The following is a 16,320-nucleotide window of genomic DNA, read 5'->3' on the forward strand; positions in this document are numbered from 1 at the left end:
CTGAACATGAAAGTGATCATCGTAGGAGGCGGCATCGGCGGACTCGCCACGGCCGTCGCCTTCCATCGGCGAGGCTGGCAGGTGGAAGTCCTCGAACGCGCCGCTGAGTTCACCGAGGTGGGCGCGGGACTGACCATCCAGCCCAATGGCCTGCGCGCTCTGGACGCCATCGGCCTGGGCGAGCGGCTGCGCGCCGGTGGGCTGGCCGACCCGCTCGCGGGGATCCGCAGCAGGCGCGGGGACTGGCTGGTCCGCAATGACGTGGGCAGCCTCAAGCGCCGCTTCGGATCATGGGTGACCGTGCACCGGGCCGCCCTGGTCGACCTGCTGAGAGCAGTCGTGCCGCCCGACGCTCTGCGGTCCGGCATCGACGTGCAGCACGTTCAGCGCGACGGCACAGTCCGCCACAGCGGCGGCACCTCCACCGCCGATCTCGTCGTGGGCGCCGACGGCGTGCACAGCGTGACGCGCCGCTCGCTCTGGCCGCACCTTCCCGGTCCGCGCTATGTCGGCTACACCACCTGGCGTCTCATCGCTCCGCCTCAGCGCGTCGAGGGGAGCGTGGAGACGTGGGGTAGGGGCGAACGGTTCGGGCACGTGCCGATGCCCGACGGCCGCATCTACTGCTACGTGATGGCCAACGCGCCGGCCGGCTCCCGCGTCGGCCTGGATGAGCTGCGCGAACGCTTCGCCCGCTGGCACCACCCCATCCCCGCGCTCCTCGGCTCCGCGCAAGAGGAGGCGGTGCTGCAACACGACACCCACGAGCTGCCCATGTTGCCCGCGTACGTCTGCGGGAACGTGGCCGTTCTGGGAGACGCGGCCCACGCCATGACCCCCAACCTGGGGCAGGGCGCCTGCCAGACGCTCGAGGATGCGGTCACGCTCGCGCACGCGGTGGACACCCTCGGCGTACGCGCAGGGCTGGAGGCGTACGACCGCACCCGCAGGCCGCGCACCCAGCTGATCGTCCGCCGTTCCCGCCAGGCCGGCGCCGCCGCGCACTGGACCTCCACGCCGCTGACCATCCTGCGGGACGCGGTTCTTCCCCTACTGCCCACCAGGTTCTTCGCCCGCTCGCTCACCCCCGCCTACACCTGGACGATCTGATGCTTCTCCCACGAATCCTGATCATTGCCGTCGCAGCGATCACGACGGTCGGTGCCGTGCTCGCCGACCTGGTCATCCCCGACCTGGCGGCACAGCACGCCTTCAACCCGGCCTGGCCGCCCCACGCCAAATTCCACGATGCCCAATACATGGTGATGACAGTGCTCCTCGGCCTCACCGGCCTGGCCCTCGCGCTACGGCCAGGCCGGAACACGCTGCTGCACGCCGCCGCCATCCTGGCCATCCCGTGGCTCGGCATGATCGGTGCGCTCCTGTTCCCCGCGACCGCCACCTACGACCCGGAGTTCGCCGACCGGACTGTCTTCGTCCTAGGACTGCACGGGCAGGTCTTTATGGCGATCGTCCTGCTCGTAGCCCTGCTCGTTGCGGCAGCGGTGACACTGCGCATGCCGTGGTCTCCGCCACCTGGTCATGAGCGCTATCACAGCCCTGCCTGAGTGCCTGTCTTTGAACCCGGACTGGATCTTGTAGTGGGTCACTACATGTGCGGCCCGAGGAAGCAACCGCCGGACGCGTCGATGACCTGCCCGGTGACCCAGCGGCCCGCGTCAGAGGCCAGGAAGCCGACCACGTCGGCGATGTCCTCGGGCTGGCCGACCCGGGGGATCGCGTTGCTGCTCGCGACCATCTTCTGGGCCTGGGGGTTGCCGCGCATCCACGGGTTGGCGTCGGTCTCGGTGGGGCCCGGGGTAACCGTGTTCACCGTGATGCCACGGGCCCCCACCGCATTGGCCAGGGTGCGGCCGAAAACGTTCATGGCCGCCTTGCTCATGGCGTACGCCAGTTCCGGGAGTGCGATCCGGGTCGCCGCCGACGACACGTTGATGATGCGACCACCGTCGTTCATCAGAGGAAGCGCTCGCTGGGCGATGAACAACGGCGCCTTGGTGTTGACGGCGAACACCTGGTCGAAGGCTTCGGGGGTGCTCGACTCGATCGGCCCCGGGGCGCCGGTGGCGGCGTTGTTGACCACGATGTCCAGCCGCACCTGCCCTGTCCGTTCGCGCAGCCCGGCTTCCATCCCGGTGAACAGCGTGTCCACGTCGGTGGGAACGCCCAGCTCCGCCCGGACGGCGAAGGCGTTGCCGCCAGTTTTCTCGATCAGGGAGACGGTCTCCTGGGCAGCTGTCTCGTTGGACCCGTAATGCACGATCACCAGCGCGCCGTCGGCCGCCAACCGCCGCGCGATGGCCCGGCCGATGCCCCGCGAAGCCCCTGTCACCAGCGCTGTCCTGCCGTTGAGAGTCACTGCTTCCTGCCCTTCTTCACGTCCGTCACGTGCTCGTGCTTCACGATGTGAAGCCTGGCCAAGCGCGCTGACAACACAGTGACAACCCACTGACAGGTCGGAGCCCGTTCAGCAAGGGGCCGGGGCGTGACCGGGGTGTAGGGGACATTTCCGTTTGTGGGTGCTGCGCGGCGGTGCGTGCCGGTCGTCGGTGCCGGGCTCTCCCTCTCCGGTGAGGATGTGGCGGACCTGGAGAGCATCGCCCGCTGAACGCCACGTTGAACGGTTCGTGCCGTGCGTGGCCGTGCCGTGGCCGGGCACGGCTGCGTGCGCCGGATCAGTCGAGCAGTGCGGTCGCCTCGACCTCGACGAGGACGTCCGGCTCGAAGAGGTGGTCGACGCCGATGAGGGAGGCCGGGGGCATGGGGAGCCGAAGGCCGATCTCCTCGGCGACGGTCTCGACTCCGGCCATGAGGTCGCCGATCTTCTCCGGGCTCCACCGGGTCACATAGAACGTCAGGCGCAACACGTCCGCGAACGAGGCGCCTGCGCCGGCCAGGCCGGCGGCGGTGTTGCGCAGGGCCTGTGCGACCTGTCCGGCCAGATCGCCGGGGGCCACCGGGGTTCCGTCGGCCTGTCGGGCGACCTGCCCGCTGACATGGACGTGTGTGGTGCCCGTGCCGACGGCGACATGGTGGTAGGGGGTGGGCTGGAGCAGGCCTTCAGGGGTGAAGTGCTTGACGGTCATGGCTGTTTCTCCTTGTCAATGTAGGTATCTGTAAGCTACCTAGTAGGAGAAAGGCACTTCAACGAGACCAGGTTTCACCATGGATACCGACGGCGGGCTCCGCATCGACGCCCCGCACCGCGAGCTCCTCGATCAGGTGCTCGACAAGTGGTCCCTCGGTGTGCTCAACGAGCTCTGCGAGCGACCCTGCCGCTTCAACCAGTTGCGCCGGGCCATGCCCGCGGTCACGCAGAAGTCGCTGACCACGACTCTTCGCCGCCTGGAGCGTAACGGGGTGATCGAACGTGAGGTTCTCTCCACGCGGCCGGTGGCGATCGTGTATCGGATCACACCGCTCGGCAAGACCTTGCGGCAGCCCATCGACGTCCTGCTGGCCTGGGCGTCGGAGCACATGCCCGCCATCGAACACGCCCGCGACGCCTTCGACATGCGTGAGGACGCGGGCCTGTGAGACCTGTGTCCCGGCCCTGTTCGGGTCGGTGGCCGATGTCCTGGCGGGGTGGGCGGGGATCGGAGCCTTCTCCGCTGCCGTGTGGGGACTTCCGAGGGTGCGGCGTATCCACGGCTCGTCTCGGCGCGGTGATCGTCGGTTCCGCGGGGTGAGATGTGCCGTCGGGTCATCGACGCCGCGACCGGCCTGCTGGAGCGGAAGGAGTTGTGCGGCGGCTGGGGCGGCGTGGTGGAGTTCGGGCCGGCTGTCCCGTCCTTTGCTCGCTGGTGTGGCATGGCGCTCTGCCGCCTTGCCGGGTCAAGGCACGCATGATCGGTTGTGTGGCGTTGCTTTGCGGCTGGTGGCATGGGCCTGAGCGGGGGGCCTATTTGATCGGTCGCTGGGGCGGGTCGGTTGGCGGTCGGCGACAGAGGCGGATCTCTTGCATTACCCCGGTGTCCGGGGCGTGCGGCGATAGATCATGTGGGTCACACCGATTCCCTCGATGATCTCCGCCTGCTCGAAGCCGATCGGTGCTGTGGCGTTGAGCCCGGCCAGCACAGGCGTGCCGCCGCCGAGTACCACCGGCACGACGTCCAGCCGCAGCTCGTCGAGCAGGCCGGCCTTCAGCGCGTCGGCCGCGGTGCCGCCGGGACCGACGCCGACGTCGCGATTCCCGGCCACCTCGCGGGCTCGCGCGATCGCGTTCTCCACGCCGTCGCCGACGAACGTGAACGGTGTCGTCGCCGTCCAGCCGGACGGTGGTGGGCGGTGGCTGACAACGAACACCGGTACGCCGCCCGGGTGCCGCCCGTTCCAGCCCGCGGTGAGGTCGAACAGGTTCCGGCCGATGACACAGGCTCCGAGCGTCTCCTGGAGTCGGCGCAGGTAGCGGGCCGTTGCCTCGGAGGTGCGGTAGGTCAGCCGGTCCGGATCGGCCGTTGGCGTGGCCACGGAGCCTGCCGTGCACCAGGCGAACAGCTTGTCGAAGCCTGACTGGCCGGGGCCGGAGATGTACCCGTCCAGCGAGACCGACGCCTGTGTGAAGACCTTTCCCATGGTTGCCTCCCAGAGCGTCTGCGATTTTGACAAAGCTGGACGCTAGCACATATAAAACCATCAGGTTATGGAACCGGAGGGTTATGGAAATGGTTGCAAGCGACAGGCTGGACGCGACGTTCGCGGCGCTCGCCGACCCCACCCGCCGGGCCATCCTGGCCCGGCTCGCGGCGGGTGACGCCACGGTCACCGAGCTGGCCGCGCCGTTCGCGATGAGCCAGCCCGCCGTCTCCAAACACCTGCGCGTGCTCGAACGGGCGGGCCTGATCAGCCGCGGCCGCGACGCACAACGCCGGCCATGCCGGCTGGTGGCCGAGCCGCTCAAGACGGCCACGGACTGGCTGGCCGACTACCGCGACTACTGGGAAGCGAGCTATCAGCGACTGGATGCCTTGCTGGAGGACCTGCAGGACGGCAAAACGTGACCTCCCCCCACCCCGGCCTCGGGCTGCACGTCGTCGCGTCCGGGGCCACCGGCCTCGTCCTCACCCGGACCTTCGCCGCTCCCGCGCCGCTGGTCTTCGCCGCGCTCACCGAGCCGGAACTGCTCCGCCGCTGGTACGGCGCCCGCGGCTGGCAGCTCACCGTTTGCGAGGTCGACCTACGCCCAGGCGGTGTCTGGCGGTTCGTCTCAACAGGGCCGGGTGGCTCCGAGATGGAACTACACGGGCTGTTCCGTGAGGTCGTGCCGCCTGTACGCCTCACACAGACCGAGATCCACCGTGACTGGGCCGACGGCGCGGCACTGGTCACCACCGTTCTGGACGAGACAGACGGACACACCACCATGACCGTCACCGCGCAGTACTCCTCGCCCGAAATTCGCGACATGGTCGTGCGCAGCTCCATGCAACGAGGCGCCGGCGAAGGATACGACCGCCTCGCCGCTGTACTCGCCACACTGCCACCACACCTCTCCTGACGAAAGGCGCCATCCATGACCGACGCATCCGCACCAGTCACCGAGATCCCGGCCGACCTCGGGGAAGTTCCCGAGGACTCCGGCAACCCGCCTGTGCCCCCTGGCACGCTGCTGCTGGAACTCGTGCCGGTGCCGACCACCGACATCGAACGGGCCAAGGCCTTCTACCAGGACCAGCTCGGGTTCCGTCTCGACGTCGACGTCAACCCCAAGCCCGGTGTCCGCGTCGTCCAGCTCACTCCGCCCGGTTCGGCATGCTCGATCACGCTCACCGAAGGCCTGCCCACACTCGACATGCCCCCAGGAACTCTGCGCGGTCTGCACCTCGTGGTGGCCGACATCGAGGCATCGCGCGCTCAACTCGTCGGGCGTGGCGTCGAGATCAGCGAGATCGAGGACTCCGGCGGAGTGCTCTACGCCTACTTCGCCGACCCGGACGGCAATACCTGGTGCCTTCAGCACATGCCCTGGCGCTAGTGGGGCGTGTGGTTGCTCGACGACTTCGACAGCCCGGGCGCCTGGCCAGGTGGCTGGACGACGTGCCCGTCGTGTTGATGCCGCATGACTTCTAGTGCCAATATCCGTCGTAGTAATCAACCAGGTGCTGGGCGTCCGGGCCGGCCGAAGCGGCGGCGACTGTGAGGTCGGCCTCCCGGAGGATCTCCGACCGCACCCGTGGCGGCACCGACGCCGCGGGCACCTTCTGGCCGTCGCGGTGGAAGGTCATCGGGTTGGTCGCGCACAGCGCGTCCAGGTCCCAGCCCTCGTCGGACATGCCCTCGACGACGCGCAGGAGCCAGCGGGCCTGCCAGCCCGCGAGGTCGCGCACCACCTCGCCCTGCCCCTCGTGGCAGTCGTGCTCCCAGTAGCCGATCGACACGCCGGTCCATCCGTGCCGGATCAGTTCCGTCCGGGCCAGGTCGTAGCGCACGACATGACCGGCGACACGGTCCGGCTCTTTCACGTACACCTCGCGGAGGACTTGTTCGAACGGCTGCGCCAGACCCCTCTCGCGCCACGCACTCACCTCCTCGGCGCTTGCGTCGGCCGGGTGCCACAACGTGACAGGGCCCTCGGGGTGGTGCCCGGCCAGTTCCCAGCCGTCGACGGTTCTGACGGGCAGGCCAGAGGGGCCGCCGGGGGTCCGCCACACCAGGGTGCGTGCGTCGGGGCCGGTGACGGGGTGGTCGAGGAGATGTTCACCGACCTCACGCCAGGTCCATTCACGCTGGTGGATGAGCGCCTGCTCCAGGCGGTGGCGCGCGGCCGTGTGCGCCTGCTCGACCTCTCTGGGCGTGGCGCCGGCGGCGGGCAGAGCGCGGTCGAGGAGCCGGTCGCGGGTCAGCGCCGCCGCGTCGGCGAGCGCATCGAGTGCGCGAGTGGCGTTCTCCTGTACGGACGCCGCCCGCACCCGCGCCTGAATGAGCGCCAGTGGTGTGACTGTCTCGGGCCCGCCCCGGCGGGCCAGCACGCCGACAGCCCCGTTGGCGACGGTCTCGCTGCGGCAGGTGGAGCCGGGGCCGTCGTGGCCGGTGCCGCAGGTGACGGCGGCGTCGGCGAGCAGCGACGGGACCCAAGGTTCGTCAATGACCTCGCAGGTCCAGATCAGGCCGCACGCCGTCGAAACGGTCTGGCCCTTCAGGAAGCGGTCCTCGCTCCAGCTGATGTCGGCGTGATGGCAGACGAACGGGCCGCCCCGGTAGGCGGCCAGGCGGGTGACCAGCTCGTGGACCAGGGTGACGGCCTCAGGAGTGAGCAGGTCGCAGACGACCCGCAACCAGCCGTCGCCTGGGGCCGGTGTGTCAGCGGTGGCCCAGTGACGTAGCAGCGGCAGCATTCCGGCCAGGCGGAGGCCGTACTCCTCGGCCAGTATCGTGGCGAAGGGGTCGGCCTCCCCGATCACGTTCCTGACCGCACCGTCTGGGCCGTCTTCGGTGAGCAGGCTTTCCAGGAGCGGCTGGAGCTCTCCGAGGTCTGTCAGGTGGCCGAACAGGTCGCGGCGCTGTTGCGGATGGAGCAGGTGGGCGGCTGACAGCGGAATCCGATAGAGCTCCTCGTGGCGGGTGTGGCCTTGGCGGGCCCAGTATCCGGCGCGTTCGGCCAGGTTCCAGGCGTCGCCGGGAGTCCAGTCGACGGCGCGCGCGGCCACGGTGCGGACCAGGCGCAGGACGCGCTCGTCGTAGTCGTGGCCGCCCTGCGGGCTGAGCCAGAGCTTGGTGTGGGCGTAGGTGCCGTAGAGGCGCCAGTCGGTGTCAGGGCCGGGGTCGAGGCCCTGCTCGGTGAGGGCGTCGAAGCGCTGGTAGGCCTCTTTGGTAGCCGGTTCCAGATGGTCCCAATTTCCCGCGTACGTCACCTGGTGATCGTAGTCGCACGATGAAGGACCGCCGGGACGGTGGCCAGGTCGTCGCGGCCGTCCAGGAGCATCACCATCGCACTGAGCCTGTCCCAACAGCCGGGCCGGCCCCGCCGACGCCCCCGCGATCGTCCTGCTGCACGGCTACCCCACCAGCTCGTTCGTGTTCCGCGAACTCATCCCGCTGCCGGCCGACCGCTACCCTGTCATCGCGCCGGACCACCTCGGCTTCGGTCACTCGGTCTCCCCTTTCGCGGGGGAGTTCGCCTACACCTTCGACGCCCTCGCCGAACTCACCTCCGGACTGCTCGAACATCTGGGCCTTGACCGCTACGCCCTCTATGTCCAGGACGACGGCGCCCTCATCGGATGGCGTCTCGCGCTCCGGCACCCCGATATGCTGCCCGGCCCCCGTGGCCGTGGTCTTGGGCGGCGGCTTCGTGCGTTCCCGCACCTGTCGTGGAGTGGCGGGGTGAGGGGGTTACCGGGTGGGGATTCGCACGGTGAACGGTTCGTTGTCGAGTTCGCCGTGGACTTCGGTCTGGTTTTCTGCGCGGAAGGGTCGCCAGCTCAGCGACAGGCGGTTCCCGGACGCGGTGGTGAGGGTCGCGGTTGCGGTTTTCGGGTTGAGGCGGATGGTCCCGGAGACCTGGACGTCCTTGACGTACCGGACCTGGTGGAGGGTGGTCGGCCCGCCTTCGGTTCGCAGGATGCGGCCGCCGCGCAGGCCGGGTTCGGTTTGGGGCGCAGGGGTGAGGGAGGTCGGGTTGAGGGGCGCGATCGCGTCGGCGGCTGTCGCGAAGGCCGCTGCCACGGTCCGGCGTTGCCTGTCGCTCAGTTCGTGGCCGTACGGCATGGCCAGCTCGCGTGCCTGTGTGGGGAAGTCGCCGAGCAGCCGGTAGTTCTCCGCGGTGCAGTCAGGGTGCGCCGGCTTGGTGGGGTCGGCGATGAAGGAGCGTAGGACGCCCTGCAGGCATGCGCCGAGCGGGTTGGATCCGAACAGCTGGCCGTGGCCTCCGAAGGGCACGGTGTAGGCGTGTCCCCTGGGGTGGCGGGCGGCCACGGAGGTGGCGTCGAGCGGGGAGGTGTCGGAGTCGAACTGGCCGCTGATTGCCAGGACGGGGACGTTCGGCCGGTTGCCGGTGGCCGGTGGGCTCTGGCGTGGGGTGGGCCAGTGGGCGCACTGTCGCGTCCAGTCGGCGACCGGTCCGGTGACTTCGGAGGGCCGGTAGGGCGCGTAGAGGTGGTGGCGTCGCGCGTAGGCGTTGAGTTGCCGGAGGCGTTCGGCGGTGGTGGCGTCGCGGTCGAAGGGGAATCTGGTGTCGCCGCAGTAGTAGGTGAACAGGGCCGGTGCGGGGGATCTGTCGGGCGGGGGTGGCGTGGCGCGGTTCATCAGGCGGCGCAGTGGGGCCGGGTCGTCTTTGAGGTAGGCGTTCGCCGCGGCCAGGGTGGATCTGGCGTCGGGGTTGGCGGCGGCGGTGAGCAGGTGGCCGGTCTGGCCGATGGGTAGCTTCGGGTCGGGCTGGGCGCGGAGTCGTTTCAGTAGTTCGTCCCACAGGGCGGCCGGGTCGGGGTTGTGCCTGGCGCAGGCGGGTGAGCGGCGGCACGCGTTTCGCAGGGCTTTGAGGCCCAGTTTCTGCTGGTTGCGGAAGCCCTGTTCGGCGTAGCCGTCCTCGCCGGTGCCGATGACGCTTTCGAGGAACATGGCGCGCAGGTGCTTGGGGAAGCGGGTGGCGTAGGCCTGCCCGAGCAGTGTGCCGTAGGAGGATCCGACGAAGGTGACGTCGCGGACGCCGAGTGCGGCTCTGACGGCGTCGAGGTCGGCGGCGGCCTGGCCGGAGGTGAAGAATCCGCCCCTGTCGCCGATCTGGTGCGCGCACGCTTCGATCGTGTTCGGCCGGGTGATGTCGAGCCCGCGGCATGACAGCGGCGAGGATTCGCCGAATCCGCGTGGTTCGACCATGAGGATGTCGACCCGGTCGGACAGCGGTCCGAGCAGCGTCTTGGCGAGCCCGGCGTAGGAGGGGTCGAGTGGTCCGGGGCCGCCGCCGTTGGCGATCGCGGTGGTCAGGGGTGGGCGGCTGCGGTCGCCGCGGGGGATCCACAGGTAGGCGACGGAGATCTTCTCCGCGCCGGGGTTCGACCAGTCGAGGGGGACGCGGAGTTCGCCGTGGCAGGGGGTTGTCGCTTCCGCGCATGAGCGGGTGTGCGCCGCGGGGGTGGGCAGCAGGGCGGTCAGGGTCGCTCCGGCCGCAAGGAGGGCCTTCCAGGCAAGGTTCATGAGTACACAATGACTGTGCACAATAAATTGTGCAAACAGGTTGTGCACTGTTGGGGGCGTCCGGCCAGGTCAGGGCGGCGAAAGTTGCACAACGGATTGTGCACAGCTAGTTTGTCGACCATGGTTGGAGAGCCCGCGCGTCATGAGGTCACCGACCTGGAGGCTCTGACGTCGCTCACGCACCCCCGGCGGCGGCGCATCCTCGACCACCTCTACAAGCACGGGCCCGCGACGTCGGCCACGCTCGCCCGCGAGCTCGACCTCAACACCGGTGCCACCAGTTACCACCTGCGTGAGCTGGCCAAACACGGCTTCGTCGAGGAGGCGCCGGCAAGGGGGCACGGGCGGGAGCGGTGGTGGCGCTTCGTCATGGCCGACTTCCGGTTCCCCCGGCGCAGCCGGCAGGACGCCAAGACGCGTGCCGTGCTGGACGAGATGAACACGCGGGCGTTCGCCGCCGACATCCAGCAGTTCCAGCAGGCTCTGGCCGACACCTCCGGCCAGGATGGCTGGGACGACGCGTTCCCTTACTCGCGGGGGAGCATCCGCGTGTCGCTGGGCCGGCTGGAGGCGTTCTTCGAGGAGTACGTGGCGCTGCTGATGAAGTACTCGGGTGAGGAGCCGGACGAGGACGCCCGCACCGTCAACACCGTGTTCATGGCCTATCCCGACGTGTGAGCGGGCGCCGTGGACCCCGGGCGAGTGGCCTTGGCGGGGATCCCGGCGCGGTGTGCGAGCACCCCCGATCGGCGTTCGGTGACGGGCCAGGAGAGCCCGTACGGCGGTGCGGACCGGCTCGCTTGGAGACTCGGCAGCCGGTGGCGAGGGCGCGCCCGGCGCGCTCATCCCCAGAGGCACGGCCTCGTCCTGGCCGGCGCCGATTGCGGCGGCACGGCATCGGCGGACGATGAGATCGCTCCGGCCGCGCGGGGCGTCGGTCGGCGTGCGCCGCAGGCGAGGGGTTTCCGGTGCTCCAGGTGCGGCTCGAACGGGGCCGGCGGATCGCGCCGGTCGGCATCGTCGTCAGGACGGCGACCAGCGCTTCCTCCAAGCCGGCCGGTGAGCCGGTCACCGCGTCAGGGGAGGCGGACGCCGGCGACGATCTTTTTGAGGTCGGGGACGAGCGGCGTGCTGGCCATCACGGTGATGACGGTTCCTTCTCGTTCGATCCAGCCGACGTACCGCCCGTCGCCGAGCGCGCCGTCGCCTTGCTTCGTCAGTGCTCGACGGCCGCCGATCGTCGTGGTCTTCGCGTCTTCGGCGAAGGTTCCGTAGGTCACGGGGAGGCGCTTCAGGTCGGTGAGTCTCCTGGCGTCCGGCCAGCAGAGCACGCGTACCCACAGGCTGCGCTGCTTGGGGTCGGCGTTGGCCCGGTTGTCTCCCCACTGGTAGCCGTATTCGGTGACGCCGTTGTGCCTGCCGGCCACCACTCCGCCGTAGGTGAAGCCTTTGGGGATGTAGCCGATGCGCACGCCCTTGATGGCTCCCGCGCCTCTGGCGGGCTTGTCGATCCTGGAGTCGTGGGAGCGTTTGATCTCCGCCTTGCTCGGGGTGGGGCAGGCGGTGGTGTTCCCCGCGGCGGCGTGGGCGGAGGGGCCGGTGAGCAGCGTCGCGGCGGAGGTCGCGGACAGGGCGGCGATCGTGAGTGCCTTCGTGATTGTGTTCACGTACGGATTGGATGCGGCGGGCGGGCCGGAGGTTCGCGGTCTTCTGAAGTGTTTCGAGTGCCGCCTCCGGCCGGTGCCCTCCGGGGTCGGGCCGGAAATGTGTGGTCTCGTCTGTGGGAGATGGGACAGATTGGTGCCATGGAACGTCAGCTCATCAGTCATCTCGCTCATCGTGACCACCCCATCGCCGCGCCGGTCTCCGGCGCGCAGGTGACCCGGCTGTTGCGCCGGGCCCGGTTGCCCGAGGGGGCGAGGATCCTGGACCTCGGCTGCGGCGAGGCGGCGTGGACGTTGCGTGCGCTCGCGCTCTACGAGGACGCGACCGCCGACGGCGTCGACATCTCCGCCGACGCGCTCAAGGCGGCCGAGGGGCACGCCGAGGTCCAGGGCGTCTGGGAGCGTGTCCGGCTGCACGAGAGGCCGGCTGCGGATTTCCCGGTGGCCGAGCGCTACGACCTGGTGATCTGCGTCGGGGCGACGCACGCGTTCGGGGGTCTTGGCCCGGCCGTCGAACGTGTTCGGCGCTATCTGCGGCCGAACGGGCTGGCGCTCGTCGGTGAGGGGTTCTGGGAGTGCGCGCCGACGCCGGAGGCGCTCGCCCGGCTGGGCGCGGGGCCGTCGGAGTATTTCGACCTGCCGGGTACGGTCGCCGCCGCCGAGTCCGCTGGTTTCGACACGGTTTACGCGTACACCAGCGACCTGTCGGAATGGGATGACTACGAGTGGTCCTGGACGGGGACGTTGCTGCGCTGGGCCAATGAGAACCCCGGCCCGGACGCCGAAGCGGTCCGGGCGGCCGCCCTGGAGCATCGCGCCATGTGGCTGCACGGCTACCGGGGGGTTCTGGGCTTCGTCACTCTCCTGCTTCAGCGAACAGGCTGACCGCCGGGCCTGACCGGTTTCTTCCGGCGCCGCCGTCGTCTCTGCGCGCTTCGGGTGCGCGGCCCTTGGCCGCCCGGCCGGCCAAGGGCCGCATCAGGGCCGCGCCAGGGCCGCGCCAGGGCCGCGCCAGGGGCCGCGCCAGGGCCACGTCGTGGGTCGCTCGTGGCCGCTCCGCGGCCCGTCAGGCGGCCGGAGCCGTGTGGGGATCCGCGGATCGCGTGCCCGGCCTGGGCAGCGTGCAGCCGGGGCGTTCCAGGTCGAGTTCGTTGCCCGCCGCCACGCAGGCGGCGAGCTGGTAGGTCTGGGTTCCGTAGGAGGCGCCCTTGCGCACGCTGACGGCGCCGTCGCGGTTCATCTCGCAGGGGTTGTCCAGCGTGCATCGGCGGCCGTCGCGGTTGCTGGTGTTGTTGATGCCGACGACCTTGCCGCTTCCGGCGTCGACGATCGGGGATCCGGAGGTGCCGGGGCCGGTGTCGCACCGCGGGGTGTAACGGATGACGTCCTTGGTCATGTAGCCCACCTCCAGCACCCGGTAGACCAGCGTGTCGATTCCGCACGAGAAGATCTTCTTCGTGCCTGCGGAGATCACCCGGATGTCCGTGCCCGGTGCGGGACGGTCCGTCGACATCGTGAGCGGCCGGAGGCGGTGGTCGCGTTCCAGTTGCCGGTAGGTGGTCTCCAGCCGGTACAGCGCGATGTCGGTGCCGGTCATGGTCACGTAGACGGCTCTGGCCGCGTGCAGGGTGACCGCCGGTTCGCCTTCGCGGCCGAGCAGGTCGATCAGGAGATGGGACGGCTGGTCCACCAGGGCCTCGTCCGGCACCGGCCACGCGCCCTCGTAGCAGTGCCCGTTGGTCAGGACGAGGGCTTTGTCGTCGGCCGTGGTGGCCGGGGCCCGTACCAGTGATCCCGAGCAGCCGCCTGCGACGGCGGTGCCGGTGAAGTCCGTGGCCGCCGCCTGGGCGGGGGATGTCGGCAGGGTGAGGCTGAGGAGGATGGCGCTCAGTGTCGCGCCGATTCGCCGGAACGTGCGCATCGTGGGTCCGTTCGTGGGAGGGGTCGCGGTCGTCACGCGCCGGGACAGGTGCCCGTGGCGGTGCGGCCGGTGCGGAAGAAGTCGATCACCTTCGAGGCGCAGGGCAGCCGGCGCAGTGAGGCGTGCGCGCCGTCCTGGACGGTCAGCAGTGTCCCGCCGACGGCTTTCCACGCCTCGACCGCCCACGCGTACGGTGTGACGTCCTCGTCGAGGTGGCCGGACAGTTGCAGCGGGCTGGTTCCCCTGACGGGTTTCCACGGGCGTGCGGGCCATGGCCACTGCCCGCACCAGCCGCTGCGTTCGAAGTAGCCGCCGGTCGCGGGGAAGGTGGTCTTCCTGGCCTGCGCGGCCGCCCACATCTGTTCGAAGTCGCGGCCGCCGACGCCTTCGTTGCAGAAGATCGCCTGGTACTGGATGAGGTTCAGGCCCAGGGAGGTGTCGTCGAAGCCGAACGTCTTCGCGGGTCCCGGGCCGGGGGACGCGGACAGCGGGACGCCGCCTTCACGGACGGTGGCCAGGTCTCTGGCGGAGGAGACCCAGCTTCCCGGTCCTCCTCCGAGGAGTTGGCTGACCCATTCACCGTTGATCACGGTGTTTTCATCTATTTTGCGGGGTTTGCGGTGGAGTTTGTCACGCAGCGTGAATATGGTCTTGCGGACCATGGCGTCGGTCGTCCCGAAGTGGTACTCGGTGTCGTGCCGGGCCAGCCACGGGACGAACGCGGTGAAGCGTCTCTCGTTGAGCGCGTCCGCCGAGGCGTCCATGGCGGCCAGGTCGATGACGGGCGGCATCACCGAGTCCACCCACATCGCGTTCACCCTGTCGTCGAACAGCGACCGGTAGTTCAGGCCCACCGCGGTGCCGAAGGACACCCCGTAGAAGTTGATCTTCGATTCGCCGAGGGCCGCGCGGATCGCGTCGACGTCGCGCGCTATGTTCGTGGTGGTCAGCTGCCGGACGAAACCGGGGTCCTTGGCGGCGCACCGCTTGTTGTACGCGGCGTCCTGGTCGAAGGCGGCCCTCGCCTGCGCCTTGGGGGAGGTGGCGGACGTGGCGGGCGGAGGATCCCCCCAGTCGCATTTGATCTTGTCGCTGTAGCCGACGCCTCTGGGGTCGAACCCGATCAGGTCGTGGTCGGCGGCCAGCGTGCCGAGCCCGCCGGCGGCGTACGTCGCCGGCGCGTCGATGTTGGTGACGCCGGGGCCGCCGGGACTGATGACCAGCACACCGCGGCGCCTGCCCGGGTCGGTGGCCTTGATCCTGCTCACGGCGATCTTTATCTTCCGGCCCTGCGGGTTGGCGTAGTCCATGGGAACCGTCAGCGTGGAGCATTCGGTCCTGGTGTCGCCGGCGACGGGCCAGTTCTTGGCCGCCTGGGCGCATTTCCGCCAGGTCAGAGGTTCTTCGGCGGCGTGGGCGCCGGCCGCGCCGGCGGTTGCGAGGCTCGCCAGGCCGGTCAGGCACGCGATCGCCACGGGTGTCAGGCGTTTGCCCGGTAGTGCACGGATGCTGAACACGGTCGAACCTTTCGACGGTCCTGCCCGCGCCTCCGAACGCGCGGGGCACGCCTTCGGGCGCACGCCGCCCACCCTGGGGGGCGAAGATCTCCACGCCGCAGCGGCCTCGTATCGGTGACCGCGCGGCCGTGTATCGGCCGTGTATCCGCGCAGGGCGTCGTCCCCGCGGTGAGCCGGTGAGGCTCGATTCCCTAGGGGAGAGTCACCTGGTGGAGGACGTGGTCGCCGACGGCGGCCATGCCGGGGTTGTCGGCGGAGTGGGCGGCCAGGGCGGTGCCCATGACGAGGGCCCAGCCCCGTGCGCGTTCCCAGGTCGTCTCGTCGGCGTCCACGCCTGACCGGAAGACCTCACGCGCGTCCTCGTCGAACACCAGCCACGCGGCGGCGAGGTCGGTGGCGGGGTCACCGCCGGTGAGGTCGCCGAAGTCCAGGACGGCGGCCAGGCCGTCCCCGCCGATGAGGAGGTTTCCCGGGTGCGGGTCGCCGTGGAGCCAGAGGGCGGGCCCCTGCCAGGGCGGCAGGGCGGCCAGTCTCTCCCACAGGGGAAGGAGCCCGGCCGATCGGGGGATGGACGACAGGCGTTGCCGTACCACCTGGTCGCGGGCGGCGAGCGGGACGCCTCGGACGGGGTTGCGCGGCGCGTCGGGTGGTGCGGGCCGGTGGAGGCCCGTCATGAAGCCGGCCAGCGGGACGGCGAGGCCGGAACGGCCGGACGGCGGCACGTCGGCGGCCGGGCGGCCCTCGAACCAGGGCGCGATCGTCCACGGCCACGGGTAGCCCTCACCGGGCACGCCGGTCCTGACGGGCACGGGCAGCGGGACCTCGACGTGGCCGGCCAGGACCGGCAGCCAGCGTTGCTCGTTGGCGATGAGGCCGGCGGCGGCCCGGCGGCGCGGCAGCCGTACGGACAGGTCCTCCCCGAGGCGGTAGACGACGTTGTCCCAGCCGTTGGCGACGAGGGTGAGCGGGCCCTCCAGGTCCGGGTGCTGCAGGCGGATCAGGCGGCGGACCAGGTCGTCGTCGACGTCGGTCTCGGCCGCGGGGGTGTTCACCCCGCAACGATAGT

At 70.1% G+C, this 16,320-nt stretch carries 17 protein-coding genes and 1 pseudogene; 9 read left to right on the plus strand and 9 right to left on the minus strand.

Features of this window, described 5'->3' with window-relative positions; all coding sequences use genetic code 11:
* The first annotated feature begins 6 nt into the window (after positions 1–6).
* Together ABZ463_RS23305 and ABZ463_RS23310 are read left to right on the plus strand one after the other, a co-directional pair.
* On the plus strand, positions 7–1,110 hold the full coding sequence (locus ABZ463_RS23305; protein ID WP_362778866.1) for an FAD-dependent monooxygenase: 1,104 nt from the start codon (positions 7–9) through the stop codon (positions 1,108–1,110).
* Positions 1,110–1,568, plus strand: a complete 459-nt coding sequence (locus tag ABZ463_RS23310; protein ID WP_352013362.1) for a DUF6640 family protein — start codon at positions 1,110–1,112, stop codon at positions 1,566–1,568. The genes ABZ463_RS23305 and ABZ463_RS23310 overlap by 1 nt, the downstream gene beginning before the upstream one ends.
* A gap of 41 nt (positions 1,569–1,609) precedes the next feature.
* Here the strand turns inward: ABZ463_RS23310 and ABZ463_RS23315 are convergent, their stop codons facing one another.
* Both ABZ463_RS23315 and ABZ463_RS23320 read right to left on the minus strand, forming a co-directional pair.
* Positions 1,610–2,353, minus strand: coding sequence for an SDR family oxidoreductase (locus ABZ463_RS23315; protein WP_362778870.1), 744 nt, complete (start codon positions 2,351–2,353; stop codon positions 1,610–1,612).
* Between the two features lie 343 nt (positions 2,354–2,696).
* Entirely contained in the window at positions 2,697–3,107 is a 411-nt protein-coding gene (locus ABZ463_RS23320) for a RidA family protein (protein ID WP_352013364.1), read from the minus strand.
* A 79-nt stretch (positions 3,108–3,186) separates the two neighbouring features.
* On the opposite strand from ABZ463_RS23320, the gene ABZ463_RS23325 reads away from it, so the two are divergent.
* Positions 3,187–3,558: a helix-turn-helix domain-containing protein gene (locus ABZ463_RS23325; protein ID WP_352013365.1), complete on the plus strand. Its 372-nt coding sequence runs from the start codon at positions 3,187–3,189 to the stop codon at positions 3,556–3,558.
* A 426-nt stretch (positions 3,559–3,984) separates the two neighbouring features.
* Here the strand turns inward: ABZ463_RS23325 and ABZ463_RS23330 are convergent, their stop codons facing one another.
* Positions 3,985–4,596 (minus strand): dihydrofolate reductase family protein, encoded by a 612-nt coding sequence (locus ABZ463_RS23330; protein WP_362778873.1) that lies wholly within the window; start codon positions 4,594–4,596, stop codon positions 3,985–3,987.
* An 89-nt stretch (positions 4,597–4,685) separates the two neighbouring features.
* Here ABZ463_RS23330 and ABZ463_RS23335 point away from each other — a divergent pair, with 89 nt between their 5' ends.
* From ABZ463_RS23335 to ABZ463_RS23345, 3 genes are read left to right on the plus strand one after another with little or no spacing between them, the layout of a single operon-like run.
* Entirely contained in the window at positions 4,686–5,021 is a 336-nt protein-coding gene (locus ABZ463_RS23335) for a metalloregulator ArsR/SmtB family transcription factor (protein WP_352013367.1), read from the plus strand.
* Positions 5,018–5,518: an SRPBCC family protein gene (locus tag ABZ463_RS23340; RefSeq protein WP_362778876.1), complete on the plus strand. Its 501-nt coding sequence runs from the start codon at positions 5,018–5,020 to the stop codon at positions 5,516–5,518. Before ABZ463_RS23335 ends, ABZ463_RS23340 begins: the two co-directional genes overlap by 4 nt.
* A gap of 15 nt (positions 5,519–5,533) precedes the next feature.
* The gene (locus ABZ463_RS23345; RefSeq protein ID WP_362778879.1) at positions 5,534–5,995 is read left to right on the plus strand and encodes a VOC family protein; all 462 of its coding nucleotides are present in this window, start codon (positions 5,534–5,536) and stop codon (positions 5,993–5,995) included.
* Between the two features lie 91 nt (positions 5,996–6,086).
* On the opposite strand, the gene ABZ463_RS23350 is transcribed toward ABZ463_RS23345, so the two are convergent.
* Complete coding sequence (locus tag ABZ463_RS23350; RefSeq protein ID WP_362778882.1) at positions 6,087–7,871, minus strand: DUF4132 domain-containing protein; 1,785 nt, start codon at positions 7,869–7,871, stop codon at positions 6,087–6,089.
* Positions 7,872–8,034: 163 nt separating this feature from the next.
* On the opposite strand from ABZ463_RS23350, the pseudogene ABZ463_RS23355 reads away from it, so the two are divergent.
* Positions 8,035–8,208: pseudogene (locus ABZ463_RS23355) on the plus strand (alpha/beta fold hydrolase); the annotation flags it as partial.
* A gap of 144 nt (positions 8,209–8,352) precedes the next feature.
* Here the strand turns inward: ABZ463_RS23355 and ABZ463_RS23360 are convergent.
* Positions 8,353–10,152 (minus strand): alpha/beta fold hydrolase, encoded by a 1,800-nt coding sequence (locus ABZ463_RS23360; protein WP_362778885.1) that lies wholly within the window; start codon positions 10,150–10,152, stop codon positions 8,353–8,355.
* Between the two features lie 120 nt (positions 10,153–10,272).
* On the opposite strand from ABZ463_RS23360, the gene ABZ463_RS23365 reads away from it, so the two are divergent.
* Positions 10,273–10,830, plus strand: a complete 558-nt coding sequence (locus ABZ463_RS23365) for a helix-turn-helix domain-containing protein (RefSeq protein ID WP_352013372.1) — start codon at positions 10,273–10,275, stop codon at positions 10,828–10,830.
* A 398-nt stretch (positions 10,831–11,228) separates the two neighbouring features.
* Here ABZ463_RS23365 and ABZ463_RS23370 read toward each other — a convergent pair whose 3' ends face one another.
* Positions 11,229–11,819, minus strand: coding sequence for a hypothetical protein (locus ABZ463_RS23370; RefSeq protein ID WP_362778890.1), 591 nt, complete (start codon positions 11,817–11,819; stop codon positions 11,229–11,231).
* Positions 11,820–11,957: 138 nt separating this feature from the next.
* On the opposite strand from ABZ463_RS23370, the gene ABZ463_RS23375 reads away from it, so the two are divergent.
* Positions 11,958–12,701, plus strand: coding sequence for a class I SAM-dependent methyltransferase (locus ABZ463_RS23375; RefSeq protein ID WP_352013374.1), 744 nt, complete (start codon positions 11,958–11,960; stop codon positions 12,699–12,701).
* A 181-nt stretch (positions 12,702–12,882) separates the two neighbouring features.
* On the opposite strand, the gene ABZ463_RS23380 is transcribed toward ABZ463_RS23375, so the two are convergent.
* The 3 genes from ABZ463_RS23380 to ABZ463_RS23390 form a co-directional block, all read right to left on the minus strand.
* A complete protein-coding gene (locus ABZ463_RS23380; protein WP_362778892.1) occupies positions 12,883–13,737 on the minus strand; it encodes a serine protease in 855 nt (284 codons plus the stop codon).
* 32 nt (positions 13,738–13,769) lie between these two features.
* Entirely contained in the window at positions 13,770–15,254 is a 1,485-nt protein-coding gene (locus tag ABZ463_RS23385) for an alpha/beta fold hydrolase (RefSeq protein ID WP_352013376.1), read from the minus strand.
* A gap of 191 nt (positions 15,255–15,445) precedes the next feature.
* Positions 15,446–16,306, minus strand: a complete 861-nt coding sequence (locus ABZ463_RS23390; RefSeq protein ID WP_362778896.1) for an aminoglycoside phosphotransferase family protein — start codon at positions 16,304–16,306, stop codon at positions 15,446–15,448.
* Between the last annotated feature and the right edge of the window lie 14 nt (positions 16,307–16,320).

Origin of the sequence: Streptosporangium sp. NPDC020145, from assembly GCF_040631275.1 — a bacterium.
GTDB lineage: Bacteria > Actinomycetota > Actinomycetes > Streptosporangiales > Streptosporangiaceae > Streptosporangium.

Bases quoted from the DNA above. Each gene is read 5' to 3' on its own strand.
- ABZ463_RS23360 (WP_362778885.1), bottom strand. From the start codon at position 10,152: ATGAACCTTGCCTGGAAGGCCCTCCTTGCGGCCGGAGCGACCCTGACC.
- ABZ463_RS23330 (WP_362778873.1), bottom strand. From the start codon at position 4,596: ATGGGAAAGGTCTTCACACAGGCGTCGGTCTCGCTGGACGGGTACATC.
- ABZ463_RS23375 (WP_352013374.1), top strand. From the start codon at position 11,958: ATGGAACGTCAGCTCATCAGTCATCTCGCTCATCGTGACCACCCCATC.
- ABZ463_RS23380 (WP_362778892.1), bottom strand. From the start codon at position 13,737: ATGCGCACGTTCCGGCGAATCGGCGCGACACTGAGCGCCATCCTCCTC.
- ABZ463_RS23320 (WP_352013364.1), bottom strand. From the start codon at position 3,107: ATGACCGTCAAGCACTTCACCCCTGAAGGCCTGCTCCAGCCCACCCCC.
- ABZ463_RS23365 (WP_352013372.1), top strand. From the start codon at position 10,273: ATGGTTGGAGAGCCCGCGCGTCATGAGGTCACCGACCTGGAGGCTCTG.
- ABZ463_RS23325 (WP_352013365.1), top strand. From the start codon at position 3,187: ATGGATACCGACGGCGGGCTCCGCATCGACGCCCCGCACCGCGAGCTC.
- ABZ463_RS23335 (WP_352013367.1), top strand. From the start codon at position 4,686: ATGGTTGCAAGCGACAGGCTGGACGCGACGTTCGCGGCGCTCGCCGAC.
- ABZ463_RS23345 (WP_362778879.1), top strand. From the start codon at position 5,534: ATGACCGACGCATCCGCACCAGTCACCGAGATCCCGGCCGACCTCGGG.
- ABZ463_RS23310 (WP_352013362.1), top strand. From the start codon at position 1,110: ATGCTTCTCCCACGAATCCTGATCATTGCCGTCGCAGCGATCACGACG.
- ABZ463_RS23305 (WP_362778866.1), top strand. From the start codon at position 7: ATGAAAGTGATCATCGTAGGAGGCGGCATCGGCGGACTCGCCACGGCC.